The sequence below is a fragment of the Spirosoma knui genome, assembly GCF_054780635.1.
On the sequence record NZ_BAAGVY010000020.1, the window covers coordinates 1 to 26,074 of the forward strand.

Below are 26,074 nucleotides of genomic sequence, written 5' to 3' on the forward strand. Positions count from 1 at the left end.
ACACAGCGTCGGCGAAGTACTTCGTAGTCTGAGTGTTTGTATTTTGCCATACTAACAGCAAAATACAATTATTATAAGCTTATTCACGCATCAATAAAAGTCTACTTGAATATCAGGCTGCGATTGCGCCGTAGAGACGCAACACGGGCAGATTTCCCCAAGTACACCAATATCACGCCTACTATACTGATCAGTGAGGTGATAAAGTAATTTTCCAGGTTGCACAAATACCCATGGAATTCAAACTATGAACCGGAGTGCGTAATTTGGTACAAGCCTCGAAATTTGTAATTCTATTGGGCTTTGGCTCATAATTCAAGCTGACGTTTTTCACTTGTCTCTTCTTCGCCAATAGCCAAATCGTTATTAGCAATTTTGAACGAGACATTCCTTGATTTATACACTTTTACCAGATTTTTCGTCAATGTTATGAAGTACTTTATCGTATTCTTTATATTTCTCGCATCACAGGCAACAGCCCAAGTACCAAAGTTATACAATCATATTGCCAACGATGTCCATTTAATTCATTCCCGGGTACTAAATCAAGACCGTCAGATATACATTAACGTTCCAAAACTCGATTCTACAGATATAGGCAAGGCATTGCCTGTGCTGTATCTCTTGGATGGGGAGAACCATTTTCACATCGTTTCTGCATACGTAGAATATTTGAGGCATTGGAAAGTTATTCCTCCTATAATAGTAGTAGGGATTGTTAGTTTAGACCGGGTAAAAGACCTTACGCCCACTACTAGTTTAATCGACTTTGACGGTAAAGTTGATTCTAAATACAAGACATCTGGTGGCAATGAACAGTTTCTAAACTTTATTCAGCAGGAATTGATGCCTTATATAGAGACTACTTACAAAACAAGTTCTTTCAAAATATTTGCCGGACATTCGTTCGGTGGTCTTACAACTATTAATTGCATGCTTACGCGCCCTGCTATGTTTAATGCTTACATTGCGATAAGTCCTTCGCTATGGTTCGGCAACAAATATTTGTTATCATTGGCAGAAAAAAAGCTACCAAAATTACCAATAAAGGATAAAAAACTTTTCTATAGCGTAGGAAATGAAGACGGAGATTTTCGAAATAATGTATTGAAGTTTGATAAACTCGTTAAACAGAATAATTTGAAAACATTCCAACACAAGTATAAATATTACCCTGATGAAGACCACATGACAGAGCCAATTCACGCCTATTATGATGCGCTACGATTTGTGTATAGTGATTGGAAAGAGAATGCAGGGAAGTGATATATATTAAAGAAGTAAGTAACCTAAAAAACTATCATAACCAGGGTATTACGATAAGTGTGGTACTACGTTACCAACTAGGCAGACGAATTACTGATCAGTGAGGTGATAAAGTAATTCCCCAGGCTGCCACAAAGGCCTTGGCTAGGCTAATTCGGCACGTTCGTCGGGTTGTGGGCGGCAGATTCCTAGAAAGAACTCGACGGCGTTTGAATCAATTGTTGGAAGGGTCTGAAGTGCAGTACAAGAATCTTCTATGCTGAAACTAAAAGAGCGGTTTGACGCGGCCCGCGCTCGGTTAGGCAGGCTTATTGAATCGCTGACCGCTCATTCACTAAAAAAAGAGATCATTTATGTTGGCCGATTTTCGGTGACAATTCATAGTCTTCTACAAACGCATACGTTGCATATGTCTGGTCACCACTACCAGGTTCGATACATTCGAGGTACTTCGATACATTCGAGGTACATACAGCCGAATTTTCCATACCAACAAAGCAGATTTCGACCCGTGGTAAACCCTTAAAACCTCATGCCTTCAACGACACATACTGCCCTTTCGGCGATTGGTAATACGCCATTGGTGCGCTTACGCAACATCGTTCCCCAACCATGTGCCGCTATCTACCTGAAATTGGAATACCTGAACCCAACCGGTTCATTCAAAGATCGCATGGCGCAGGCAATCATCGAAGAAGCGGAACAACGAGGTACGCTCCGGCCTGATATGACCGTAGTCGAATGTACAGCAGGGAGCACAGGCACAGCGCTGGCCTTTGTCTGCGCGGTGAAAGGGTATCGGTTTCGGGTAATTTCGTCAGATGCTTTCGCTAAAGAAAAGCTACAGTCCATGCGGGCTCTAGGAGCCGAGATTCAGCTTGTACCGAGCGAAGGCGGCCAAATTACGCCAGACCTGATTCCACGGATGATTGGCTTAGCGTCGGAGTTAGGCCAGCACCCCGAGAACTATTGGACGCGCCAGTTCGAGAACCGCGATGCTATTGAAGGGTATCGAAAAATGGGGCAGGAAATTATTCAACAGTGTCCAGCCGCGGTGGATGTTTTTGTGGCAGCAGTTGGCACCGCAGGCATGCTTACCGGTGTGTCGCAGGAACTGAAACAGGCCCGTTCTCAGACAAACGTAGTGGCGCTTGAACCGGCCGAATCGCCCATGTTGACGCAGGGCACTAAAGGAAGCCATAGTATTGACGGTGTCGGCGTGGGATTTATTCCCCCAATGTTGTCGACTGATCATTACGACGAGGTACGTGCTATACCTGAAGCCCGCGCTCGCGAAACAGCAAGGTTCCTGGCCGCTCGTGAAGGTATCTTTGCCGGGACATCTACTGGGCTTAACGTAGCCGCAGCGCTGGATATCGGTTGTCAGTTGGGCCCTAATCACACGATTGTGACGGTTGCCTGTGATTCGGGAGTGAAGTACTTGGCCGGGGGCTTATTTGACGGGTAGGAGCTTCACCGCCCATGGGTCAGTTTTCCGCTGACAAGTCGCGGGATAAACGTACCATACCAACCTGTTACGTTATCTACCATCAGTATGCAAAAGTGCTGAGCGCTCCGTCCAATGATGTGAATGTTCTGACAAGATATAACAAAGACTGTCTGACCCGACTTGTGTAGTAAACAAGCTAAAAGTAGCCCTGAGCAAGCCAAACGGCCCAACTCGTTACCTACCTAATTAACACTGCTTATGAATGTTGCACCCCTTACTGTTATTGATATTCAAAAACTAACCGATGCGGTCAAGACCAATTACGCCAATTTCTCTTTAGCGCTGGTCAATGACCACGTAGTAAAGGTGAGTGTGATGACCCAAAGCTTCTACTGGCATTATCATCCCAATTCGGATGAAACGTTTATCATGCTTGAGGGGATTTTGTTGATCGATCTCGAATCAGAAACAATCGAGCTACTGCCGGGGCAACTGTTTACCATTCCTAAAAACGTTGTCCATAGAACCCGGCCGAAAGGTGAGCGTTCGGTTAACCTAACCGTTGAACATGCCCAACTTGAAACGGTGCAGGTGGCGATCTAAGCGGGAAGTCAGCTCAAAGTTCGTTACGTAGCACAAGACGAGCCTTATCAGGTGTTTTCACCAGGATTTTAGAAAAGCAGTGGTTACGTTGGTCTGATTAACGGGATTGGGGACATCAATACGTAGTAAAAAGGATGAAAGCTGATTTGTGGTGATTTAAAGACAAGAGGATGCTGGCAAAATATCTTTGGATTACAGGATCAACCGTAACGGCTCTGTTAGGATTTATTCACCTGTATCTCACGTTTTTCACAAATGCATTTTCGTCAAGGAACGGGAAAATGATTGACGACATGAAATCGTCTTCTCCCCTTCTGACTCCAGACATAACTATGTGGAAATCGTGGATTGGGTTTAATGGAAGTCATAGCGCGGGCGTGATTTTTATTGGCGCGATCAATCTGTATCTGGCCCTTCGCTATTTCCGAGTGCTGCCATCCGACCACCTTTTCTTTGTTATCAATATCCTTACCATTGGCTTTTATGTCTGGCTGGCCGGAAAGTACTGGTTCAGTGTTCCGCTGATTGGGCTGTTACTAACATTAGCCTGCTACCTTACTGCCTACATCCTGACTTTTATCAGTAAATAACTGGATAGGCTGTTCGCTCGCTCCGCGTCCTCTCGCGAAAGCGTTTGCAATGCGTACTACGTAGGTGCATACAGTAGAAGCAAGATCGTTTGCTCTGTCTGAATTCTTATCTGGCTCACCTTCAGGCAATTTTAAGGTAAATTTAAAGTGAGATTAAGTCCTGCTTAAGGTACGTGGCTTTGCTTTGTATTGCCATCCTGCAACAGGAGTGAGGGCAACATTCGGAAGCGTCAGGTTTTGTACTCCCGTTGGAAGTTGTAAACCAGGTCGCTTTTATTTATCAACCCTTTAATTTATCAAGTTATGAAAAAAGTAGTAGCCGCCAGCGCCTTCTTCATCGCGCTTGCCACGTACACAGCAAATGCCCAAACGACCAACACAACCAATTCATCGACCAGCGGCACTTCCGTAGGTACCCAAAGCTCGACCAGTACGACTGGAACCACTTCGGGCAATCAGGGAACCATGAGCAGCGGATCGATGTCCACAAATTCATCGGCCACGAGAGATACAACCCGGAAGTCGGGATCGAGTTCATCTTCGGGCACAACAAGTGGCAGCACCTCAACCCCTGCCACGCAAACTCCGCCCAGCACGACAGGTGCTAAACCACCGCGCCGGTAATCGTATCTTCGCTTTATCCAACAAAAACAGGTTTGGTCGTGGGCTTCCCTCATGCGACCAAACCTGTTTTTTGGTGTATGCCCAGCTACGTAACAACTCAGTTGGCAACGTATTGCCTGGATTAGCTACTCGATGAGCTGTTTTACAGACCAGTGTTCAACGAGCTTCTGCTCCTGTACCCGGAAGATGTCATAATACATGCACTGCTTCAGGTTCACCTTTCCCTCCGACTGAACAACAACAAAATCACCGTCGCCAAAAACGCGATGCAGCGTCCTGGCTGACTGGGTACGCTCCCACTCCAGCAAATACCGGCTCAATCCATCCAGACCGTTACTTATTTCGGGCGTGTGCTGAATGAGATCAGGGGCTACAAAATCGGCCAGTGCCGCAAATCGTCTCTCAACGAATACGTCCTCGAAAAATCGGGTCACCAGTTGCTTGTTAATTGGGGTCAGCTTGGCGTCATCCGTCGGCATGGGTCCATCCATCAGCGCATGGCCATTTAACGACGTTTCGGGGTAATCCTCAACGGCATCCCAATGTTCAGCGATCTGTCCGTCCTGAAACCTGAACAAGTCAACAACGGCTTTCTTCTTGCCGCCCCAATCAATACTCAGGTTCGTAACTACATAATCCCCTTCGGCAAGTAACCGCAAGAATGGGGTTGACGAGCTGGCCGGTTTGGGCAGTTGCTTCATGTAGGCCAACGCTTCGAGCACACCGGCTTTCCCCGGTTTCAGGGCTGTACTGTGCTGGATATAGTCGTCGGCAAGAATTTGACTGGCAAATTCAAGATCGCCCTGCCCAACGGCTCGCCGATAAAAATCGCGTATGATGGTTTTATTAGTTAATGCTGATTGCATGATCTGTCGTCATTTAAGTGTCTTATTCGGCATCAGGGCTCGATGCGATACGAACTGGAACCAGTACGCACAGCAAACCCAAGATGAAACGTTTGTTTTCATCGACTAAAAAATGAATAGAAGAAGGATGTACAGGTCGCTCAAAAGAACCTGCCGTTGCTGCAGCTACAGCAACGTAATAGAGCCGTCCGCCCAGGTTGAGGTGCGGATAGTCGGCGGTGGAGAGTATGTGATGAGATTACGTTTCAGCGAGACAAACGTACTATTTTTTTGGAATACAAGAAACTACGTCAGCCCGGAGAAGCCGACGTAGCACCAGTTGTTCAGATTGAATTCAACAACTAGTGTTCTTCAACCAGGACGGGTCACGCTGGGGTAACCTTCTCGAATACCAGTCGATAATGGTCCATCGTTTCCTGCTGGAAACACACCCGATTCGGGCTGACTCTAAATACTGCAATCAGGTCCCGGAAGGACTTGTTGGTTAACAGTCGGGGCAGCAATGAAACATATAGCCTGTATTTGCGCGGGTGAAACGCCCGAAAGCGCTTCCGCCACTGTCCAATCGTTTCAATATAGTCGAGCCGACCGCTGCTTTGTGACAGCAGCTTGAAATGAGGAGCCGCATTGCGAATGACCTGCTCCGGCCCGTAGGGTAACCAGGAACCCGGAAACTGGGCAATCATCAGCGCCAGGGCGTAGGAAGGGGAATCTTTAGGCGCTTGCAGACTGATTTTCTCGAATGGTATCATGTTCTTGCTGAACACCATCGTTTGCATGTAGAATCGTCCCCCAACGGGCAGCAGATCATTCAGCGTACCGAAAAAATCAGCGTACACCTGATCCTGTTTACCGACCTGGTACTGTTCAACGGAACAAAAATGCTCCATGCCCCCGATGCAGCTAATCCCGTCGAACGTACCGTAATCGGCCCGGGTAATCTGCCGACAATCCTTTACGTCGACCTGCAGACCATTGGCCTGGCAAGCCTCGGCCTGACCACGCGAGAGCGTAACACCACGGGCATCGGCACCGCGCTCCCTAAGATAATTCAGGAAAGGCCCCCACCCACAGCCCATGTCCAGCACCCGCGAGCCGGGTTTCACCTGTAGATTGTCGGCAATGAATTTATGCTTCTGCCGCTGAGCTTCCTCAAGGGTCATCGAGAAATCGCCGTTGTACATGGCCCCGCTATAGTCGCCGGTTTCGCCCATGCTCAGCCGAAAAATTTCGTCAATGGTCGTGTAGGTAAAGTCTAAATCCTGTTGGGTTGCCATGAGCTTAAGGAGAAAGGAATGAGGATAAACATGACAGGCGGGCGCCCAACCTATACGGGCCGTCCTAACTTCTGAAGTACCCGGTAATGCGACGAAAGGGCGGACCCGAAGCTTGCGTTTTCCATATAAGGCAAGCCAAACTCTTCGGCCGTTTGCTTGACAATCGCGGTAATGGCCGGGTAGTGAATGTGGCAGACTTTTGGAAATAGATGGTGCTCGATCTGGCGATTTAGTCCCCCACAGAAAAAAGCCGCCACCGCGCTCTGGGGCGCAAAATTGGCCGTTGTCTGCATCTGGTGAACGGCCCAGGCCCCCTGCATATCGCCTTCTTCGTTGGGCAACGGGAACGTAGTGCCTTCCACTACGTGGGCCAGCTGAAAGATCAGCCCCAGTACCAGTCCTTCGGCCAGGTGCATCACAATAAAGCCAATAATGATCTGCCACCAGGCTGCGTCAAGCACCAGAAAAGGTATAACCAAAAAGAACACGTAATAAATAGCCTTGGAAGCAAATAGCTTGATGTATTCCCGACGAGGATGCGAAGACGTATCGTGCTGCCCAATGCGTTTCTGAAAGAATTTAACGTAGTCCTTCCGGAATACCCACGAGAGCGATGCCAGGGCGTACAAGGGGAAGGTATACCAGTGCTGGTACCGGTGCCAGGGACGTAATGTTTCGTCGGGGTCCAGCCTGACTAGCCCCGGTGCAACCTCAATATCTTCATCGTGGCCGGGAATGTTGGTATAGGTGTGGTGCACTACGTTGTGCGTTATCCTCCAGACATAGGGATTAGCTCCCAGTAGGTAAAAACTTCCGCCCATTAATCGATTGACCCAGTCGTGAGCCGAAAAAGCACCATGCAGGGCATCGTGGGATACATTGAATCCGATAAAAGCGGCAAACATGCCCAATAAAATAGCCAGGCCCAACATGGGCCAGATCGTGAACTGATTGGACAGAATCAACCCGTAGAGTACGGCATACCCCAACAGAAAGAAAATGGCTTTGGCCCACATGGCTCCGTTGGCGTGGGGGGAAAGGGCCTGCTCACTGAAATACGCGTCCACTCGCTTACGCGCCGTAACGAAGAATGTGGAGCGGGTGGTATTCTTAAACTTTAGCTTATTGCTCATCAGTTGATTCCTGGTTAAATAATTTGCCTAGTTTCTGCATCTCCTTTAAAATAGGAAGAGCTAACTGGCCTTTTTCAGTAAGCGCATACTCGACCCGTGGCGGTACCTCGGCATATACCTTGCGCGTCAACACACCGAGTGCAGCGAGTGCTTTCAATTCGCTCGCCAGTACTTTCTGACTTATGTCGGGTAGTTTTTCGCTTAGCTGACTATAGCGAAGCGTGCGTTTATCGAGCAGCAGAATGATATACAGCCGCCATTTGCCACTCAGAATGGTCAGAGCTTTATGAATTAATGCGGGGTCGAAGGGGTCTTCGTTCAGATCGGTTTGTGGCATCGCGTGTAGTCATATACCGGACCGAATCAGGAAAGCCCAAGCCGAGACAGTGTAAAGTATTGCCGTTAATCGTCTATCGAATGTCTTTAGCGAAGTCGACTAAAGCCAATGGTGAGTCTTGTCAGCAACAGGGGTAAGCGAACGTTAAAATTTAAAAATAGGCGTTAAAGTAAGGGATATTAGAGAATGGAAGCGTAAAAAAGGGAAGACTGGCAAGCCAAACATGAAGGCAATACGCTGTCGTGTAAAGTCTCGACAGCACCGTGAAGCATGAAGAGATGATCAGAAAAGAAGTAGCAATATAGTTAGTAACTATCTTTCAGGCCAGTAAGTTTCTTCTCAGGTAACCGCTGGATGAAGAGCAAGCTGTGCTAAAGACACTGGAAAGTGGTAATAAATAAAGTCTACCCTATCCAACTGATCGGAAACCGGTTTTTTGGCTGGCCGACTCCAGAAGCTTGCCAGCAAAAAAACCGGTTTTCACCTTAAAAAAACATTTTGTCAGGGTGGGCCGAACAGAATATTGATCACCTCGCGGGCAGATTTGCTCTTCCGAACGTCCTGCCAGATAGCCGCCCACTCGTGAAAATTCAGGTAGATGACATTATACGACTTAACAGGCTTGGTTAATCCGTATACGGGTGTCTCGGTTTCTTCCTGGAATGTACCAAACAGCCGGTCCCAGATGATGAACGTCGTACCAAAATTTTTGTCGATGTACTGTGGGTTACGACCGTGGTGGACCCGGTGGTGCGAAGGCGTAACAAACACATACTCCAGCCAGCGGGGCAGTTTAGGCACTACCTCCGTATGAATCCAGAACTGATACAGCAGGTCGAGCTGGTAACAGGTGAAAATAATGGCCGGGTGAATGCCCGTTAGCCAGACCGGTACGAAAAACACAATTTTCAGGTACTGCGTCCAGGAGTTGCGGAAGGAGGTGGACAGATTCAGGTGCTCGGAAGAATGGTGCGTTACGTGCGTAGCCCACCAGATCCGTTGTTTATGAGCCACGTAATGAGCTAGGTAATTGCACGCGTCAATACCCACATAAGCGACCAGCCAGACCCACCAGGTGTTGGGCAAGCGCCAGGGAAGATGTTCGTAAACAAACCAGCTTAGGCCTACCGTGACCACTTTCAGAATGGCGTTAATAACCAGACTACCGATTCCGATTCCGAGCGATGCCTTGAAGTCACGACCATCGTATCGGCGATGGTCGTCGTGGCGGGTGAACCACCACTCCAGGGCTATACAAAACACAATAAGCGGCACGGCATACAGCAAAACAGGCTGTGTGCCAGGATTTACTTCAGGAAATTCCATGATCTAATTGTGGTAATAAGCCTCTATCGTCCGGCCAGTCAGACCAGTTCTATAGGCGCGTTACGTTGTATGTGAGAGCGTTAGAAAGTAATTCGTTCGTGAACCGGCGTGCCCCGCTGGGGGTCGATGCCATACATATCTATGAACTGAACCCGTGGGATTACACCCGACTCCGGGTCGACCTGCACGAATACTTTCTGGAGATGGGCGCTCCTCCCGTTGATGGTGGTTACGGCCATAGGCTTACCCTGGCTGTACACTACGTTGATGGGGCGTTTTCGAAATGCATTCAGGCATATATCATACCCTTCGGCTGCCGACTGGCGATGTTTATACCCGTATGCCATTTGCCACTGAAATAGAGTAAGGTCTTCGCGCTGCCCTTTATCCGCGTACCGAATCCAGTATACCGTCACGGGTTTTCGGGCATTCAGCCGCCCGTCGGTTGTCAGATTGGCGTCATACACAATCGTGTTGGCATCTTTGCTACGCTGGATGTAGAATAGCCGCTGCTGAGAACTTGGGGGCGTCGGGAAAGCCGGTTCACGGGCCTGGGCAGGCGAATTACTCTGTACGAAAAAGCCGGTTAGAACGGCCAAAAGAATTACTGATTTCAGTTTCATAATCGCTGTCGGTTTACTTGTACGCTGCGGTTTGGGCAATAGCGAACCCTTCCGCTTTTTGAGCGTAGATGACTAATTCAAAAAGGAGACAAATTTGACCTTACCGCGTGCGCTTAGCACAATGCGCCAGGCGGCACGTAGCACAGGATGAAGGCGCAGACACGGGCAATCCTAAAACCGACCGCTCGATGGCGCTACGTTCCAACGGGTCTGATTGGCCGATTTGGGTAGTATCCACTGGGGACTGCCGTGCATAGGCAGGTGGGCTGGTAGTGGATGGGGCTGACTGGGCGGTTACTTTCAGGTTGTATGGCTGCATGATTTCAATGGTGTCTACTGTTGTTTAACAGCCGTATGACAGCCGCTACAGCTCCTCCCCCTATCCGGCAGCCAAAAAGTTTTCAATCCTAGCCCTAATGAACCGTTTGCCAGACGGGTAAGAAAACAGCCTGCCCAGCCGCCTGAGCTGAGTCCCGCGCAATGATCACATTTTTTTTTGCGCAGCACGTAGGGGGAAGCGCATAACGAGCTGTCTTTATCCTGCTGAGCGACCAAAAGCTGGTGTTTACCCGCCGAATCTCAGCCTGAATTGAGTAGTAACCAGTAATACAATCACGCAAAATCATGAAACGCTTTTTTTCGTATTTAGCCAGTTTATCGCTTCTCTTTTTCGCCCTGACGTCCTGCATTCGCGAAGACGTTGGTCCGTACCAGGACGGTCAGCAAACCTATGCCCTGACCAACTTCAACCGCCTGGACATGGGAAGTGCCTTCACCATTACGGTTGTGCCCGGCACCGCGTTCAACATCATCGCGAACGGTGACCGGCGTAATCTCGACGATCTCGATGTCTACGTACGTAACAATACGTTGATTGCTCAGTATCGAAACAACCGCAACCGCAAGTACGGTACCAGCTTTACCATTACCATGCCCACATTACGGGGCGTTTCATTCTCGGGAGCTAGCCAATCGACCATCCGGGGATTCTCGAACCTCGATCAGCTTGATATTGAACTGACCGGTGCCTCAAAAGGAAATTTTGACATTGAAGCCGCCCGGACTACCATGCGCCTTTCGGGGGCTTCGGTGCTGCGCCTAGATGGAGAGAGTGAAACGTTACAGGCCGACCTATCAGGCGCTTCGAACTTAGATGCATTTAACTACCCCGCGCAACGGGCAGATGTTGAAGCATCAGGGGCCAGCAAAGCCAGCGTGAGCGTAGGATCATCGCTGGTGGTTAACGCCAGCGGAGCCAGCGTTGTGCGTTACCGGGGCAACCCAACGGTTAAACAGCACGTCAGCGGAGCCAGTAAAGTGCAACCCGACTAATCAGCCGGGCTTACCTCGCTATCTGTCAAAAGGCCCTATTCTCTGAATGGGGCTTTATTGCTGGCCTTCGAGCGTAACGGCACTCGGAGCGGCAACGGGTGGGGCCAGTGGGTTGTCAATTCGATCGGTCTGGGCCACAAAGTGCGTAACCACCGGTGGGTTTGGACCCAGGTGAAACTGCTTGACCATCCGTTCGATCGCTACGTCTTCCTGCGTAAACCGCTGATGTTGACGGAGGTGTTCTGCCCAGGACGCGACCATAAAAAATTCGACCTGCCGCGTAGGCTGGGCAATATCCGTGAACACCCCCACCCGCAGCGCGCCATCCCGTAGCCGGATGCGTTTCAACTGCTCCACCGCCCTCAGAAAGCTGGACAACATGGCCGGATCAATCCGATATTCAATCATGACGATTACGGGCCCTTCGTCGGGGCTTACTTGAGCATGATCTTCCGGGTCCGTCCACGGGCTGGCCGGGGACAGATTCAACCGTTCACTCTGCCGGATCGGAAACGGAAACACCAGCAACGTACTGACCAGCAGCCAGGCCGCGGCCATCAACAGGGCCGTCTCCAGACTGAACCGACTGGCCACACTCCCCCACACCAGGCTTCCGAACGCCATCCCGCCCTGAAACACCAAGAGATAAATGCTGAGCACCCGGGCCTGTACCCACTTCGGCAGGTGCAATTGCACCGATACGTTGAAACTAGTGAGCGTTAGCAGCCAACTGACGCCCGCTACGTACATCATCGGGTAAAGGAATGTAACAGAAGGCAATACCCCCAGCGCGACGGTGGCCAATGAGAAGCCGATAAGACCTACAATGATCCGTTTGTTGGTCGACAGCATCTGTCGAATATGATCCATAAGCAGCGCCCCCGTTACTGCTCCGGCTCCCAGACAGGAGAGCATGGCCCCGTAGGCACTCGCATTGAGGTGAAATTTGCGCGCGATGACCAGCGACAGCAACGCCCACAAAGCACTACCCCCAAATGTAAAGGCCGAGGCCCGAATCATGATGGCATGAATCGACGGCGAAAATTGAACGTAACGAATGCCCGCCCGCAGGGCACTCACAAAATTTTCGCTCGGCAGATTCGATGGGGTGTCCGTCCGCTTCCACTGATACAGCACCCAGCAGGTACCCAGAAACGATAAACTGTTGAGCAGAAAAACGTAGCCCGGCGAGTAATACGCGATAATCAGACCACCCACCGCCGGACCAACCGCCCTGGCGGCATTGATGCTCACCCCGTTGAGCGTAAGGGCAGCGGGCAGCAGATTGCGGGGAACCATCTCCGACGCTACTGTTTGCCAGGCGGGTGCGTTAAAAGCGGCTCCGATACCCAGCAGAAACGTTAAGAACAGCACGGATACGCTCGTCGACAGACCCAACAGCGTCGTAATTGCCAGGATGGAAGCGGCCACCGCCATGAACAATTGTGTGATTAGCAGCAATTTGCGCCGGTCCAGCAAATCCGCGATCACCCCCGCCGGTACGCTGAGCAGAAAGACGGGCAAACTGGTCGCCGTTTGCATCAGGGCCACCAGCACCGATGAGTCCGACAGCGTGGTAATAAGCCATACCCCGGCTGTGTTCTGCATCCAGGTTCCAATATTCGACACAAAAGCGGCAATCCAGATCGCCCGAAACATACCTACCTGAAAGGCCTGCCAGATGGTTGGCGGTTTCTCGGCTGGTACATCCATATTTATTGCACTCATGCGCTATCGTTAGAAAGGTTTTGGGAACCAGGCCGGTGATTTGATTCCTTTCAGATAACCGCCAAACCGGCCGAACGTTTGGATTCGTTTCGTGCATACACCCGCTTCCTCCTTTGCGGGAACGTAGCCGAGCAGGCGATACAGATAGCCATTCCGCCGAAGCTTACGTATCTTTGTCTATGCATTTAGAACAGGAACAACCTCTAGTAATGACTCACCCCTTACCCGTTATGGAAGCGTTTTATACCTTACAGGGGGAGGGTGCCCACACGGGCAAAGCGGCTTACTTCATCCGGCTCGGCGGCTGTGATGTTGGCTGCCACTGGTGCGACGTAAAAGAATCGTGGGATGCCGATGCGCATCCCAAGCTGCCCCTTGATACCATCGTAGACGGCGCGTTACGGTACCCCGGACGGATGGCCGTTGTTACCGGTGGCGAACCGCTCATGCACGACCTCACTAATCTGACCGCGTCCCTGCACGCAGCGGGTTTTCAAACCAATATCGAAACGTCGGGCGTGTGCCAGCGCCTGACCGGCTCGTGGGACTGGATCTGCTTTTCTCCGAAGAAATTCAAAAAGCCCAATCCAGCTATTTTCGACAAAGCCGACGAGCTTAAAGTAATCATCTACAACGCGTCGGATTTCGCCTTTGCTGAATCATTTGTTCCCAATCTGCGGCCCGGTTGCAAACTCTTTTTGCAAACCGAGTGGAGTCGTTCCAATGAAATGCTACCTCGCATCGTTGAGTATGTAAAAGACCATCCGCAATGGCAAATTTCGTTGCAGACACACAAATATCTGGATATACCGTAGAAGGAAAAAAAGCAGGAAAGGGAAGATGGAGAAAGGGGTTTTCCCGATGGCTCATTATCCCGTTCTTCCCCTTACTCCTTTCTTCCCTTTCCTCCTTTGCGCAAAACGCTAAAGCCAAAGAACTCTACGCGCAATCGATCAAATTGTTTGGCGAACGCAAGGCGAACGACGCGATTCCGTTCATGGAACAGGCGGTGAAGCTCGATCCAAACTTTTCGGATGCCTACCTCAAACTGGGGCAGTTGTATGAGTTCACCAAACGGTTCGAACCCGCCATAGTCGCCTATCGAAATGCCATCAAGCTCCAGCCCGACAATGCCGCTTCCGGGGCCGCTTACCAGTCACTGAGCAATACGTTGCTTCGCCTGGGCCGCTACAGCGAGGCCATTCCGTATCTCGAAAAGTTTCAGACGATGTTTGCGCCCCAGTCGGCGCAGGCGCAACGCGTTGGTCGCCAGCTCGAAACGGCCCGCTTTGGACAGGAGGCTCTCCAGCGTCCCCAGACCGTCGATCCCAAGCCGCTTTCGTCGGTCTTGCAGACCACCCCGTCGCAGTACTTCCCGGTCCTGACGGCCGATGAACAAACGCTGGTGTTTACCGCCCTCAAACCCGAAGGCGACGAAGACCTGATGACGGCTACGTTCAACGGCGAAACCTGGTCTCCCCCAACCTCTTTATCACCCGACATCAATACGCCCGACAACGAAGGCACGGCGAGCCTGTCGGCCGATGGGCGCACGCTGGTGTTTACGGCCTGCCAGGGACGTAAAGGATTTGGCAGCTGCGACCTGTACTTAAGCCGGAAAACGGGCTCCGACTGGTCGGCTCCCGAAAATTTAGGGCCAATCGTGAACACGGGCTACTACGAATCACAGCCGTCGCTGTCGGCGGATGGACGTCGGTTGTATTTTGTATCTGATCGTCCGGGGGGTAAAGGTCGGCGCGACATCTGGCGCAGCGACTTAGCGACGGATGGCAGCTGGGCCGATCCCGTTAACATTGGTGCTCCCGTCAACACCGCGTATAACGAAGCCTCGCCGTTCATCCACGCCAACGGACAGAGCCTGTTTTTTGCCTCGGAAGGACACGTCGGTATGGGTGGGTACGACCTGTTCGTCAGCGACACGGGTCCATCGGGAACCTGGTCAGAACCGACCAACCTGGGCTATCCGATCAATACGTCAGAAGATCAGGCCTCGTTGTTTGTGGCGGCCAACGGCACCCGCGCCTATTACTCCTACGAAGAGCAGAAAGACGGGGTTTCGCAGAAATCAAGGCTGTATACATTTGATTTACCCGAATCGCTCCGCGAACGGGTTAAATCGGTCAGTTACCTGAAAGGCGTCATTGCCGATGCCAAAACGAAGAAACCCCTCAGCGCTACAGTTGAGCTGATCGACTTAAAGACAAATCAGGTCGTATCGCGCGTACAGGCCGATGCCCAAACCGGGCAATACACGGCCGTTCTGCCAAGCGGAGGTGAGTATGCGCTTTACGTGAGCGTACCGGGTTATCTGTTCAAAAGTCTTTCGTTTGATTTTACGCAGAAAACCAAAGGAGATGGCATGTCGCTGAGCGTACCACTGGAACCAGTCACTACCGGATCGGCCGCCAAAGAAACGCTGAACAATCTGTTCTTTGAATCGGGCCGGTACGATCTGGCCGACAAATCACGTACTGAACTCGACCGGCTGTCGGCGTTCCTGCAAACGAATCCAGGGGTTAGCGTTGAAATTGCCGGTCATACCGACGATAAGGGCGATGCCGCAGCCAACTTAACCCTATCGCAGAAACGAGCCCAGGCCGTTGTCGCGTACCTGACGCAGGCGGGCATTGACGCCAAACGGATCCGGGCGGTGGGTTACGGAAAAACCCGACCAGTTGCACCGAACACAACCGAAGAGAATCGGCGCCTGAACCGGCGAATAGAGTGGCGGGTACTGTAGTCACTGGTCATTGATTGTCATTATGCTGTGCTGTCAAGGTAAACGACAAACGACCTAATGAAATGACTAATGACAATGAATGGCACTTTGCCTGCTAAACCCATTCTTTGCTTTCCTACGGGATTTTTTTCAATTTTGTGTATGTTGTTCGAATAGATTCACGGTTATACCGAGTCTATCTATTCAGTTTTAAGACAACATCGCGCCTATCGCAATGACTTCTGAACACGTAAAGTGCCTGATCATCGGCTCCGGCCCCGCTGGCTATACAGCGGCTATCTATGCAGCCCGGGCGAACATGCAGCCCGTTCTTTATCAGGGTGCTCAACCCGGCGGACAATTAACCATCACGACTGAGGTCGACAATTTCCCAGGTTATCCCGACGGTGTTCAGGGGCCCCAGATGATGCAGGATTTAGAAAATCAGGCGCGTCGGTTCGGCACAGACGTACGGTACGGAATGGTCACCAGCGTTGATTTTTCGGGTCACCCGCACCGCGCCATCGTCGACGAAAAGCATGAAATAACAGCTGACAGTGTTATTATTTCGACGGGAGCTTCGGCCAAATGGCTTGGTTTGCCCTCGGAAATGCGGTTGAACGGACGGGGTGTATCCGCCTGTGCCGTTTGCGATGGATTCTTTTTCCGGGGCCAGGATGTGGCTATTGTTGGCGCGGGCGATACAGCCGCCGAAGAAGCTAGTTATCTGGCCAACCTCTGCCGGAAGGTTTATATGCTCGTTCGGCGCAATGAAATGCGGGCGTCTCGGTTCATGCAGCAGCGCGTAAAAACGGCCCCGAACATCGAAATTCTTTACAATACCGAAACGCTGGAAGTCATGGGTGACGAAGATGTTTCGGGCGTGCTGGTGAAAAATAGCGTAACCGGTGAAGAAACCGTTTTAAACGTGACCGGCTTTTTCGTAGCCATTGGCCACAAACCGAATACCGACATTTTCCGGAACTACCTCGACCTCGATGAGCATGGTTACATTCTGACCGAGAAGGGCAGCACCCGGACCAACATACCCGGCGTTTTTGCCTGCGGAGACGCCCAGGATAACATCTATCGTCAGGCCATTACGGCAGCCGGCACAGGTTGTATGGCTGCCCTCGACGCCGAGCGTTATCTGGTCACCCTGGAGATGCAGGATCAGGAGCTTGTTCATTAACTAAAAACCAATGGGTAGTACACCGTATTTCCTGGCTGGATACGCTCTGGTCGGCCAATACGGTGTACCGGCCATTTCAATATACAATGAGAGAAACCGCTACACGATGGCTGCTGGCCATTGGGTGCTTGTGCATTACCGTAACGGCACAGGCTCAGGAGCGCGGGCGATTTAAGAATAACCTGCGCATTACGCCCAAAAATCAGTCAAATCCCAATACCACGGTCATTGAACAGCCTCGAAAAGCGGATGACCAGTTTGATCAAGAAACCACTCAGCTTCGCTTCAACAGCCAGTTTGAGCCTAAAAAAGAATTAAACCCGGTCGTCAGCGAAGACACCAGTATGATCGACCAGGGCGAAACCAGCGTAGTAGAAGTCATTGATTCCGTGCTGGTTGGTAACGAATGGGTCAAGATTGCCGATTATTACGCCGTTTGGGACTCCCGCCACATCGACCCCTACAACATTAACCCTCTTGAGTTTAACGAAGCCATCGACATTAAGCTGTACGATCCGCCAGCCAACCGCTACTGGTCGGCACCGCTGAACGAAGGCAAAATGACCTCGAACTTTGGGTATCGGTGGGGACGCTGGCATACGGGCACTGACCTTGACCTGGAAACCGGCGACCCGGTGTACTCGGCATTTGATGGCATTGTCCGGGTTGTGGGCTGGGACGGTAACGGTTACGGTCGCTACGTATTGGTTCGGCACTACAACGGTCTCGAAACCCTGTACGGCCACATGTCGAAGCAAACGGTCGAGACGGGTCAGTTGGTAAAAGCCGGTGACCAGCTTGGTTTAGGCGGCAACACCGGACGGAGCTTCGGCGCACACCTTCACTTCGAAACGCGTTACGAAGGCAATCCATTCAGTCCGCTGAATATCTATACCTTTCCGGCGAATACGATCAACTCCGACCACTTTCTGCTGACGGGCAGCGTTTGGGATTACCTCCGGGGCGGGCGTTCATCTTCTGATGTGGTTAGTAGACCCCGCTTTAAGCGCACGGTATTGCACCGAGTTCGGTCGGGCGAAACGCTCAGTTCGATCGCCAGTCGATACGGCATGTCGGTTTCGGCTCTGACGCGTAAAAATCATTTATCGTCCCGGTCAAGAATCAGACCCGGTCAAAAGTTACGGGTCAATTAAGTCTCGTTCAGAACAGTTTCTGCTTATTTGCGTTTGGGCATAGCAACGGCCGACTATCTTCGATACCTTTCCAGATTAGAGATAGTCGGCCGTTGCTGCGTAGGTATTTACAGGTACTGCATGCGTTAAGCTACCAGACATACGTACCAACGGCGCCCTCGGGCAGCGACGTATTGATTACGTTTCCTTTATACCGAATGCTAAACGACTGATTGGCCGAACCGTTGTTGAGGACAATCAGCACCCGCTTGCCACTCGGCGTACTGAACGCTACGTTGGGCAGCGACTCGGACGCAGTTGAGGCAATCCGAACGGAACCGGGACGAACGAATTTAGAAGCCACCGCAATCACGTAATAGCCGGGGTTCCTCGTTACGGTGTTTCCATCAATGGTAAGGGCCCCCAGGCACTGGTCACACCCACCTTCGGTATGCGGTTGCAGCTTCGGGTCGGCGGCTACATTCCACTCCAATACCGTGCGGCTCCAGTTACGGGTAGCGCCGATGATGAGTGTTCTGACGTGCCAGTTCAAATCGCCTTTCCAGTTTCCCGGTGCGCCGATCCATTGCTCGGTGAAGTAAATATTCTTATCCGGATGAGCAGTATGCACTTGCGTTAAGGCCTCAACCGAGCCCCCGTACAGATGAAAGGCCGAACCGTCCACGTATTGTCTGGCCTCCGGATCGTTTAAGATAGAAATCGGATAGTCGGGACGGTCCGCGTTATGATCATACAGCAGGATTTTGGTCTTAATGCCGGCAGCTCGAAACGCTGGTCCCAGGCTTTTTTTGATGAACTCAGCCTGCTGTTCGGGCAGCATCAGGAGGCTGGGGTTATTGCCAGGGTGCAACGGTTCGTTCTGGATCGTGATGGCGTCGATGCTAATACCCTCGGCCTTCATACCCTGAATGTACTTCACGAAATACTGCGCATAAGCCTCGTAAAATTCGGGCTTCAGGCTCCCTCCTTTCGACTGTCCATTCGTTTTCATCCAGGTCGGCGGTGACCAGGGCGACCCCAGAATCTTGATGGTGGGATTGATGGTTAAAATCTCTTTGAGTACGGGAATCAGGTGAGTCCGGTCGGGATCGAGGCTGAACTTGCTCAACGTAGGGTCCGTCTGCCCCTGGGGAAGGTCGTTGTAAGAAAACACGCGCGCATCCAGATCCGAAGCGCCAATACTCAGCCGCAGGTAACTTACTCCGATTGCCTTGCCTTCCGTGGCAAACAACTCATGCAGCAATTGGGCTCTGGCTTGAGTCTCCATGCGATGAATGAGCATAGCACTACCTCCCGTCAGGGTATAGCCAAAGCCATCAATCGACTGAAACGCTTGGGAGTCATCCACATCTAGGGTCAGCGGTTGGGGAGTAGTGGGCGAGAACGCCAACGCAGCCGGTTGCTTCTCGAATAAAGTAGATTTATCAGGATTGGTTAACCAAACCTCAACGGGTTTTGCATCGGTCGAGCGGCTCAGGCTTCGGCGGCATTGTGTATTGAACAGCAGCAAACCTAGGGCGGCTAGTACGTATAAACGGGTAGCGGGTGATCTCATTCTCGGCCAGCATTGAAATTTAGTCCAATACTACGTCAATCTGAGCTGATGTTTAGTAAGGGATTGACTAACATGGCGTTTAACTAGCTTAAGTTCTCCTTACGGCTTCTAGTATATTTCCGGAATGAAAACTTTTATTAGACAAAATTAGTTGATATATCAACAGTGTTTTACATTTGCACCATGATTGGAGATAAAGGATCGAAGATACAGCAGAAGTTCTCGGAGCGAATGGGGCGGTTATCCATTTTCATGATTAGCCACGTAGGTCATTTGATGGGCCGCCAGTCCAATCGAGAACTATCGAAAGCAGGTTTCTCCTTGCAGATTGAGCAATTCCCGATACTCTTTGTCATCTACTTTTCGGGTGACGATGTGTTGTCTCAACAGGAGATTGCCAATATGCTCCAGAAAGACAAATCGGGGATTCAACGGTCCATACGGACAATGGAGCGCGACGGATACCTGAAAATCGTTGCCGATAGTGTGGACCGCCGAAAGAATTTGATTCAGTTGACACCAGCCGGAAAGCTGGTCATTGAGAAAGCCATTGAGACTGCCGAAACCATTGATAAACAAGTAACCAGTCACCTGACCGCCGAAGAACTAACGTCGTTTTTGAAGACGTTACGGAAGATCGCGGACCTCATTGACAAGTAATCTATTTTTTTACCCAACTAGTTGATACGTCTACAGTTGACACATCAACTTTTGTATTTATGAAACGTAAAATTGCACTAGGCTTATTTTTTGCGCTGACCGTACCGTTGGCTGGCTGGGCTCAGGCCCCGTCTGCTTTTCGGTTAAAGGACTGCATTGATTATGGTCTCAAGAATTTTGGCTCGATCCGAATTGCGCAGAACCAGGCAGAAACGGCGAATCAGCAGGCGCGTCAGGCGTTAGGCTTGTACCTTCCGCAGGTATCGGCTACGGGTACGTTCACCGACAATATAAAGTTGCAAACTACCCTGCTACCCGCTGGTTTCGCCGGTCCCGAACCTGTCCGACTCGCATTAGGTTCAAAGTACCAGACCAATGTAAATGCACAGGTTACGCAGGCTATATATGATAAGTCGTTGTTACTGGGATTAAAAGCGGCCAAACCAAATCAGCAGCTTGCGGAGTTAAATACCCGTCAGACCCGCGAAGACATTATCTACAGCATAGCCAGCAATTACTATCAGGTTTTTGTGGCTCAACAGCAGATCGCGCTACTACGTGACAACATCGAACGTACGCAACAGGTGCTGAACATCCTGAAGCTTCAGCGCGATAATGGTGTTATACAGCCCGTTGATTACACCCGAACGGAGGTGAGTTACAACAGTACGCAGTCGCAGCTGGCGCTGGCCGAAAATGATCTGAATCTGGCCCTGAACCGGTTGAAGTACCAGATGGGCATGCCTCAGGATCAGAATCTTGTGTTGTCTGACTCGACTTTATTGACGCAGTTGCCCGTGCTTGAGCAAAATTCGTTCGATGCTAAAAATTTGGTTTCATTCCAGCAGGCTGAGACGAATTTGGAGCTTCAGAATTTGCAATTACAGCGGGTAAAGGCGGGTTATATGCCGACGCTTAACTTAGCTGCTAACTACGGTTCACTGGTTCTGGCCAATGAATTCCGGAACTCATTCAGCAACTTCACCGGTTTTGGCAGCTTTAGTCTGCGGTTGAATATTCCGATTTTCGACGGCTTCCAGCGCGACGCTCAGATTAAGCAGCAACGACTCACGGTGCTCACCCAACAAGAGCAGCAGAAGCTGAATGTGTCGGCCTACCGACTTCAGTTCAACAGCGCTCAGTCGCAGATTCAGCGGGCGCAGACCAGTCTGCAAAACGACGAACGTAACGTCAAGCTGGCGCAGGAAGTGTATAACATCACTACCCTACAATACAAACAGGGAACGAAGCTGCTGACCGACCTGATCAACGCGGATAACTCCTACCGCGAAGCCCGAACAAATTACATCAACTCCCTGATTAATCTGTACCAGGCCCGCCTTGATCTCGAACAATCGCAGGGGCAACTTCTTACGTTCTACAACCAACTTTGATCAATACAACCGCATACTAGATCATGAAAAAGACAACGCTAATCGTCGTCGCAGCCATACTAGCCATCACGTCTCTGATTGGCTTCCGATTGTCGTCTAACAAGAAAAAAATTGATGAGCAGAAGAAACCGGTCGTTAAAGCAAACGTGGCTATACCGGTAACCGTTGCCCAGGTTTCGGAGGGTACGGTGAGCCAGCAGCTCGTTAAAACCGGCAACCTGATTCCCTTCAAGGAAGCAGATATTATCGCCACCACGGCCGGTAAGGTAGCGTCGGTAAACTTCAACCTGGGCTCGACCGTACGGCCGGGTGCTACGTTGGTGCAACTAGACAACCGGCTGAAGGAACTGTCGCTGGAATCGACTCAACTGACGATCGACAAGCTCAAGAAAGACGTAACACGGTACAACACCCTGCTGGCGGGTAACGCAACGACAGAGCTTCAGGTGAACGAAACCAAATACAACTACGAAAACGCGCTGAATCAGGCCGATCAGATCAGAAAGCAGATCGCCGATGCAAACGTGAAAGCGCCCATTGGTGGCCGGATCGTACAGAAAGACATCGAGCCCGGCGAATACATTACGGTGGGTAAAGTGTTGGGCCGCGTGCTGGATGTTGCCCGCCTGAAAGTGCAGGTGCCGGTCAACGAAAGCGACGTGTATCAGCTACGCGAAGGCCAGTCGGTGAAAGTAACCGCCGACGTGTTTCCAGGCCGGACGTTCAACGGACGTATTACTTACATCGCTCCGCAAGGCAGTGAAGAGCATAATTATCCGGTTGAGATCACGGTCGACAATGCCAACGGTCTGAAAGCCGGTACGTTCGTTAACGTCGATTTCTCGCAGAAGTCGAACCAGAAAGCCTTACAGATTCCACGGGCTGCGCTGGTCGAAAGCATCAAGAACCCGTACGTATACGTCATCAACGGGAACGTAGCCAGTCGGCGCACGATTAAAGTAGGCCGGGACTTTGGCGATTCGATTGAAGTGCTCGACGGTTTGTCGGCAGGTGACCAGGTCGTAACCACTGGTCAGTTGAACCTGAGCGATGGCAAGCCAGTGCAAATCACAAAATAAGCTTAAGAAATCATGTCAGTATCTGAAATAGCGGTTAAACGGCCCCTGCTGATCACCACGATCTTCACCGTTCTGATTTTGTTCGGCGCGTTGAGTTATCAGCAATTGTCCTACAACCTGTTGCCGAAGTTCGAAGCCAACGTGATCAGCGTCATGACCACGTACCGGGGCGCTTCGGCCGACGAGGTAGAAACCAACGTAACGAAACGTATCGAAGACGCGATTTCGGCGCTGGAAGGTCTCGACCGGATGACCTCAACCTCGCAGGAAGGCGTATCGAGCGTAATCATTCAGCTGAAGAATGGGGTGAACACAACGCTGGCGCAGCAGGATGCTCAACGCAAGATTGAGCAGATCATCAACCTCTTGCCCGACGGTGCCGATCGGCCCATTCTGAATAAGTTCTCGACCGACGAAATTCCTGTATTACGGATGGGGGTTACGGCCAACCTATCGCCAACCGCCCTCTACGACCTGATCGATAACAACATCAAACCCCAGCTATCGAACGTGTCGGGGGTTGGTCAGGTGAACATCATTGGTGGGAACGAGCGGGAAATCCAGGTAAACGTAAACCCCGAAAAACTGCGGGGCTATGGCGTAACGATCGGCCAGGTGTCGCAAGCCATCAACGCAGCCAACGCCAGCTACCCGGCTGGTCAGCTGGAAACGCGTGAGGCTCAGTACTCGATCCGGTTCGATGCGTCGGTGCAAACGGTAAAGCGCCTGCGGGATCTGATTATTGCCCAACGGACCGATGGCAGCCAAGTGCTGCTCAAAGACGTAGCAGAAGTGGTTGACGCCAGCACGAAGCCGACGGCTATTAACCACATCAACGCCCAACCGTCGATTGGTTTGCAGATTCAGAAGCAGTCGGACGCAAACGCGGTGTCGGTTAGCCAGCTTGCCCAGACCAAGATTACCCAGTTGGAAAAGCAGTTCAGCAATGTAGGCCTGAAATTCAATATTGCCTCTGACCAGTCCGTGTACACGCTGGCTTCGGCCCACGCGGTGGTTGAAGATATGGGACTCGCCGTGGTGATCGTATCGCTGGTGATGCTGTTGTTCCTGCACAGCTTCCGGTCCGCCTTGTTCGTACTAGTCGCCTTGCCTTCGTCGATGATTCCGACGTTTGCCTTGATGTACCTGATGGGCTTTTCGCTGAACCTGATGACGCTGATGGCCCTTTCGCTGGTGGTTGGTATTCTGGTCGATGACTCGATTGTGGTCCTCGAAAACATCAACCGACACCTGGAGATGGGCAAAGACAAGCGGTCAGCCGCCCTGGACGGTCGGAGCGAGATCGGCTTTACGGCACTCGCGATCACACTGGTCGACGTAGTGGTATTCGTACCGCTGGCCATGACTGGCGGTCTGATTGGTAACATTCTGCGGGAGTTTGCGCTGGTGGTTGTGTTCTCAACCCTGATGAGCTTACTCGTGTCGTTTACTCTGACTCCGTTGCTGGCGTCGCGTTTCGGAAAGGTGGAAGTCCTGAATCCCAAGTCGCTGTGGGGTAGCCTGAACCTGGGTTTCGAGCGTTTACTCGACCGTCTGACCGCTTCTTACGGCCGTATTCTGGCCTGGGTATTGGGTCACAAACGGTGGATATTCCTGGCGGTCATCGCCTTGATGGTGGGTAGCATCTCGCTCGTACCATCCGGGTTCATCGGGGCAGCGTTTATGCCACAAAGTGATCAGGGTGAAATGAGCGTGCAGATTGAGCTGGCTCCCACGGCTTCGATCTACCAGACCAACGCCGTGGCGCAACGGGCCGAGCAGATCATCATGAAGCATCCCGAAGTGACCAACGTATTCACGAACGTGGGCTACAGCAGCAACGGACTGGCGACGGCGTCCAACAGTAACCTCGCTGACGTGAACGTGAAGCTGGTTGATAAAAAACAGCGCGCGCTTTCGACAGAAGCCTTTGGTCAGATGCTCAAAGAAGAAGTCGGTCAGATTCCGGGCGTAAAAGTAACGGTTAGTCCGGTCGGTATCGTAGGTGCCTCGCAGGCACCGATCATGATCGCGGTAAAAGGTACGAACCTGACCGACATCCGGAAAGCCGCTGAGCAGGTGAAACAAGTAACGCTCTCCGTGCCCGGCACGCAGGATGTGAAGTATTCGGTGAAAGATCCGAAACCCGAAGTGACGGTTAACCTCGACCGGGAAAAGATGGCCCAGTTGGGTATCAACGCGGCCGAAGTCGGTATGGCTCTGCAAAACGCCTTCCGGGGTAACGACCAGTCGAAGTTCAAGCAGGGCGGTAACGAGTACGACATTCTGGTGAGTCTGGATCAATTCGACCGGATGCAGCCGACGGATATCAGCCGCCTTACGTTCATGAACAACAAAGGGCAAACGTTTGAGCTGTCGCAGTTTGCCAAGGTACAGGAGCAGATCGGTGAAAGTGTGCTGGAACGTATTGACCGGCTGTCGTCCATTACTATCAACTCGCAGGTGGTTGGTCGCCCTGTGGGTACGGTAGGTGCCGACATTCAGGCGAAGATGGCGCAGGTAAAACTGCCTGAAGGCGTTTCGATTCAGTACCTGGGCCAGTTGCAGCAGCAGTCCGATGCGTTCGGTAGCCTGGGACTCGCGTTACTGATTGCCATCCTGCTGGTGTACTTCATCATGGTGGCGCTCTACGAAAGCGTTGTGTATCCCTTTGTGGTCTTGTTCTCGATTCCGGTCGCCCTGATTGGTGCCTTGCTGGCCCTGGCGCTGACGATGGAAAGCCTGACGGTGTTCTCGATTGTGGGGATGATCATGCTGCTCGGTCTGGTAGCCAAGAACGCGATTCTGATCGTTGACTTTGCCAACCAGTTGAAAGCCGAAGGGCATGACGTAATCGACGCGCTGATCGAAGCCGGTAAGGAGCGGCTCCGCCCAATTCTGATGACCACATTGGCCATGATTTTGGGGATGCTGCCGATCGCGTTAGCCAGCGGTGCCGGTGCTGAAACCAAAAACGGTATGGCTTGGGTGATTATCGGTGGCCTGACTTCGTCGATGGTTCTGACCTTGTTGGTGGTACCGTCGATGTACCTCGTCGTTGACCGGCTCATCGCCCGCTTCACCCGGAAGAAGGTAACGCCGAAGAAACCGCAGGAACTCGAAGTCGCGAAAGCAATCAGTTAAA

General features: G+C 51.3%; 23 protein-coding genes. 14 read left to right on the forward strand and 9 right to left on the reverse strand.

Going from position 1 to position 26,074, the window contains the following annotated elements; translation table 11 throughout:
- Positions 1–429: 429 nt before the first annotated feature.
- From ACYVIY_RS26870 to ACYVIY_RS26890, 5 genes are all read left to right on the forward strand, one after another.
- A complete protein-coding gene (locus ACYVIY_RS26870; protein WP_460979682.1) occupies positions 430–1,266 on the forward strand; it encodes an alpha/beta hydrolase in 837 nt (278 codons plus the stop codon).
- 532 nt (positions 1,267–1,798) lie between these two features.
- Positions 1,799–2,734 carry a PLP-dependent cysteine synthase family protein gene (locus ACYVIY_RS26875; RefSeq protein WP_460979684.1) on the forward strand — a complete coding sequence of 312 codons (936 nt, stop codon included), beginning with the start codon at positions 1,799–1,801 and terminating at the stop codon, positions 2,732–2,734.
- 240 nt (positions 2,735–2,974) lie between these two features.
- Positions 2,975–3,319, forward strand: a complete 345-nt coding sequence (locus ACYVIY_RS26880; RefSeq protein ID WP_460979685.1) for a cupin domain-containing protein — start codon at positions 2,975–2,977, stop codon at positions 3,317–3,319.
- 170 nt (positions 3,320–3,489) lie between these two features.
- Positions 3,490–3,909 (forward strand): LIC_13387 family protein, encoded by a 420-nt coding sequence (locus ACYVIY_RS26885; protein ID WP_460979687.1) that lies wholly within the window; start codon positions 3,490–3,492, stop codon positions 3,907–3,909.
- A 303-nt stretch (positions 3,910–4,212) separates the two neighbouring features.
- Entirely contained in the window at positions 4,213–4,533 is a 321-nt protein-coding gene (locus ACYVIY_RS26890) for a hypothetical protein (protein WP_460979688.1), read from the forward strand.
- Between the two features lie 125 nt (positions 4,534–4,658).
- On the opposite strand, the gene ACYVIY_RS26895 is transcribed toward ACYVIY_RS26890, so the two are convergent.
- The 7 genes from ACYVIY_RS26895 to ACYVIY_RS26925 form a co-directional block, all read right to left on the reverse strand.
- Positions 4,659–5,399 (reverse strand): nuclear transport factor 2 family protein, encoded by a 741-nt coding sequence (locus tag ACYVIY_RS26895; RefSeq protein ID WP_460979689.1) that lies wholly within the window; start codon positions 5,397–5,399, stop codon positions 4,659–4,661.
- A gap of 365 nt (positions 5,400–5,764) precedes the next feature.
- Positions 5,765–6,676 (reverse strand): SAM-dependent methyltransferase, encoded by a 912-nt coding sequence (locus ACYVIY_RS26900; protein WP_460979690.1) that lies wholly within the window; start codon positions 6,674–6,676, stop codon positions 5,765–5,767.
- 50 nt (positions 6,677–6,726) lie between these two features.
- Positions 6,727–7,809 (reverse strand): fatty acid desaturase family protein, encoded by a 1,083-nt coding sequence (locus tag ACYVIY_RS26905; protein WP_460979691.1) that lies wholly within the window; start codon positions 7,807–7,809, stop codon positions 6,727–6,729.
- Positions 7,799–8,146, reverse strand: coding sequence for a winged helix-turn-helix transcriptional regulator (locus ACYVIY_RS26910; protein WP_460979693.1), 348 nt, complete (start codon positions 8,144–8,146; stop codon positions 7,799–7,801). The genes ACYVIY_RS26905 and ACYVIY_RS26910 overlap by 11 nt, the downstream gene beginning before the upstream one ends.
- A 501-nt stretch (positions 8,147–8,647) precedes the next feature.
- On the reverse strand, positions 8,648–9,472 hold the full coding sequence (locus tag ACYVIY_RS26915) for a sterol desaturase family protein (protein ID WP_460979695.1): 825 nt from the start codon (positions 9,470–9,472) through the stop codon (positions 8,648–8,650).
- Between the two features lie 80 nt (positions 9,473–9,552).
- Complete coding sequence (locus ACYVIY_RS26920) at positions 9,553–10,095, reverse strand: DUF4833 domain-containing protein (protein ID WP_460979696.1); 543 nt, start codon at positions 10,093–10,095, stop codon at positions 9,553–9,555.
- A gap of 100 nt (positions 10,096–10,195) precedes the next feature.
- Complete coding sequence (locus tag ACYVIY_RS26925) at positions 10,196–10,414, reverse strand: hypothetical protein (protein ID WP_460979697.1); 219 nt, start codon at positions 10,412–10,414, stop codon at positions 10,196–10,198.
- 305 nt (positions 10,415–10,719) lie between these two features.
- On the opposite strand from ACYVIY_RS26925, the gene ACYVIY_RS26930 reads away from it, so the two are divergent.
- Positions 10,720–11,427, forward strand: a complete 708-nt coding sequence (locus tag ACYVIY_RS26930; RefSeq protein WP_460979698.1) for a head GIN domain-containing protein — start codon at positions 10,720–10,722, stop codon at positions 11,425–11,427.
- Between the two features lie 54 nt (positions 11,428–11,481).
- Here ACYVIY_RS26930 and ACYVIY_RS26935 read toward each other — a convergent pair whose 3' ends face one another.
- Complete coding sequence (locus ACYVIY_RS26935) at positions 11,482–13,155, reverse strand: MFS transporter (RefSeq protein ID WP_460979699.1); 1,674 nt, start codon at positions 13,153–13,155, stop codon at positions 11,482–11,484.
- 179 nt (positions 13,156–13,334) lie between these two features.
- Here ACYVIY_RS26935 and ACYVIY_RS26940 point away from each other — a divergent pair, with 179 nt between their 5' ends.
- The 4 genes from ACYVIY_RS26940 (at position 13,335) to ACYVIY_RS26955 (ending at position 18,241) form a co-directional block, all read left to right on the forward strand.
- Positions 13,335–13,970 carry a 7-carboxy-7-deazaguanine synthase QueE gene (locus ACYVIY_RS26940; RefSeq protein WP_460979700.1) on the forward strand — a complete coding sequence of 212 codons (636 nt, stop codon included), beginning with the start codon at positions 13,335–13,337 and terminating at the stop codon, positions 13,968–13,970.
- Entirely contained in the window at positions 13,925–15,916 is a 1,992-nt protein-coding gene (locus ACYVIY_RS26945; protein WP_460979701.1) for an OmpA family protein, read from the forward strand. The genes ACYVIY_RS26940 and ACYVIY_RS26945 overlap by 46 nt, the downstream gene beginning before the upstream one ends.
- A 214-nt stretch (positions 15,917–16,130) precedes the next feature.
- Positions 16,131–17,087, forward strand: coding sequence for a thioredoxin-disulfide reductase (gene trxB, locus ACYVIY_RS26950; RefSeq protein ID WP_460979702.1), 957 nt, complete (start codon positions 16,131–16,133; stop codon positions 17,085–17,087).
- Positions 17,088–17,173: 86 nt separating this feature from the next.
- Complete coding sequence (locus ACYVIY_RS26955) at positions 17,174–18,241, forward strand: peptidoglycan DD-metalloendopeptidase family protein (protein ID WP_460979703.1); 1,068 nt, start codon at positions 17,174–17,176, stop codon at positions 18,239–18,241.
- 130 nt (positions 18,242–18,371) lie between these two features.
- Here the strand turns inward: ACYVIY_RS26955 and ACYVIY_RS26960 are convergent, their stop codons facing one another.
- The gene (locus tag ACYVIY_RS26960; RefSeq protein WP_460979704.1) at positions 18,372–19,796 is read right to left on the reverse strand and encodes a glycoside hydrolase family 30 protein; all 1,425 of its coding nucleotides are present in this window, start codon (positions 19,794–19,796) and stop codon (positions 18,372–18,374) included.
- Positions 19,797–19,979: 183 nt separating this feature from the next.
- Here ACYVIY_RS26960 and ACYVIY_RS26965 point away from each other — a divergent pair, with 183 nt between their 5' ends.
- Genes ACYVIY_RS26965 through ACYVIY_RS26980 form a run of 4 tightly spaced genes read left to right on the forward strand, consistent with a single transcriptional unit; the run spans position 19,980 to position 26,073 of the window.
- A complete protein-coding gene (locus ACYVIY_RS26965; RefSeq protein WP_460979705.1) occupies positions 19,980–20,456 on the forward strand; it encodes a MarR family winged helix-turn-helix transcriptional regulator in 477 nt (158 codons plus the stop codon).
- Positions 20,457–20,515: 59 nt separating this feature from the next.
- On the forward strand, positions 20,516–21,850 hold the full coding sequence (locus tag ACYVIY_RS26970) for a TolC family protein (RefSeq protein WP_460979706.1): 1,335 nt from the start codon (positions 20,516–20,518) through the stop codon (positions 21,848–21,850).
- A gap of 23 nt (positions 21,851–21,873) precedes the next feature.
- The gene (locus ACYVIY_RS26975; RefSeq protein WP_460979707.1) at positions 21,874–22,929 is read left to right on the forward strand and encodes an efflux RND transporter periplasmic adaptor subunit; all 1,056 of its coding nucleotides are present in this window, start codon (positions 21,874–21,876) and stop codon (positions 22,927–22,929) included.
- 12 nt (positions 22,930–22,941) lie between these two features.
- A complete protein-coding gene (locus ACYVIY_RS26980; protein WP_460979708.1) occupies positions 22,942–26,073 on the forward strand; it encodes an efflux RND transporter permease subunit in 3,132 nt (1,043 codons plus the stop codon).
- Position 26,074 lies beyond the last annotated feature (1 nt).

Bases quoted from the DNA above. Each gene is read 5' to 3' on its own strand.
- ACYVIY_RS26965 (WP_460979705.1), top strand. From the start codon at position 19,980: ATGATTGGAGATAAAGGATCGAAGATACAGCAGAAGTTCTCGGAGCGA.
- ACYVIY_RS26975 (WP_460979707.1), top strand. From the start codon at position 21,874: ATGAAAAAGACAACGCTAATCGTCGTCGCAGCCATACTAGCCATCACG.
- ACYVIY_RS26930 (WP_460979698.1), top strand. From the start codon at position 10,720: ATGAAACGCTTTTTTTCGTATTTAGCCAGTTTATCGCTTCTCTTTTTC.
- ACYVIY_RS26895 (WP_460979689.1), bottom strand. From the start codon at position 5,399: ATGCAATCAGCATTAACTAATAAAACCATCATACGCGATTTTTATCGG.
- ACYVIY_RS26870 (WP_460979682.1), top strand. From the start codon at position 430: ATGAAGTACTTTATCGTATTCTTTATATTTCTCGCATCACAGGCAACA.
- ACYVIY_RS26905 (WP_460979691.1), bottom strand. From the start codon at position 7,809: ATGAGCAATAAGCTAAAGTTTAAGAATACCACCCGCTCCACATTCTTC.
- ACYVIY_RS26875 (WP_460979684.1), top strand. From the start codon at position 1,799: ATGCCTTCAACGACACATACTGCCCTTTCGGCGATTGGTAATACGCCA.
- ACYVIY_RS26900 (WP_460979690.1), bottom strand. From the start codon at position 6,676: ATGGCAACCCAACAGGATTTAGACTTTACCTACACGACCATTGACGAA.
- ACYVIY_RS26890 (WP_460979688.1), top strand. From the start codon at position 4,213: ATGAAAAAAGTAGTAGCCGCCAGCGCCTTCTTCATCGCGCTTGCCACG.
- ACYVIY_RS26885 (WP_460979687.1), top strand. From the start codon at position 3,490: ATGCTGGCAAAATATCTTTGGATTACAGGATCAACCGTAACGGCTCTG.
- trxB (WP_460979702.1), top strand. From the start codon at position 16,131: ATGACTTCTGAACACGTAAAGTGCCTGATCATCGGCTCCGGCCCCGCT.
- ACYVIY_RS26960 (WP_460979704.1), bottom strand. From the start codon at position 19,796: ATGAGATCACCCGCTACCCGTTTATACGTACTAGCCGCCCTAGGTTTG.
- ACYVIY_RS26910 (WP_460979693.1), bottom strand. From the start codon at position 8,146: ATGCCACAAACCGATCTGAACGAAGACCCCTTCGACCCCGCATTAATT.
- ACYVIY_RS26880 (WP_460979685.1), top strand. From the start codon at position 2,975: ATGAATGTTGCACCCCTTACTGTTATTGATATTCAAAAACTAACCGAT.
- ACYVIY_RS26925 (WP_460979697.1), bottom strand. From the start codon at position 10,414: ATGCAGCCATACAACCTGAAAGTAACCGCCCAGTCAGCCCCATCCACT.
- ACYVIY_RS26980 (WP_460979708.1), top strand. From the start codon at position 22,942: ATGTCAGTATCTGAAATAGCGGTTAAACGGCCCCTGCTGATCACCACG.
- ACYVIY_RS26945 (WP_460979701.1), top strand. From the start codon at position 13,925: ATGGCAAATTTCGTTGCAGACACACAAATATCTGGATATACCGTAGAA.
- ACYVIY_RS26935 (WP_460979699.1), bottom strand. From the start codon at position 13,155: ATGAGTGCAATAAATATGGATGTACCAGCCGAGAAACCGCCAACCATC.
- ACYVIY_RS26915 (WP_460979695.1), bottom strand. From the start codon at position 9,472: ATGGAATTTCCTGAAGTAAATCCTGGCACACAGCCTGTTTTGCTGTAT.
- ACYVIY_RS26920 (WP_460979696.1), bottom strand. From the start codon at position 10,095: ATGAAACTGAAATCAGTAATTCTTTTGGCCGTTCTAACCGGCTTTTTC.
- ACYVIY_RS26970 (WP_460979706.1), top strand. From the start codon at position 20,516: ATGAAACGTAAAATTGCACTAGGCTTATTTTTTGCGCTGACCGTACCG.
- ACYVIY_RS26940 (WP_460979700.1), top strand. From the start codon at position 13,335: ATGCATTTAGAACAGGAACAACCTCTAGTAATGACTCACCCCTTACCC.
- ACYVIY_RS26955 (WP_460979703.1), top strand. From the start codon at position 17,174: ATGAGAGAAACCGCTACACGATGGCTGCTGGCCATTGGGTGCTTGTGC.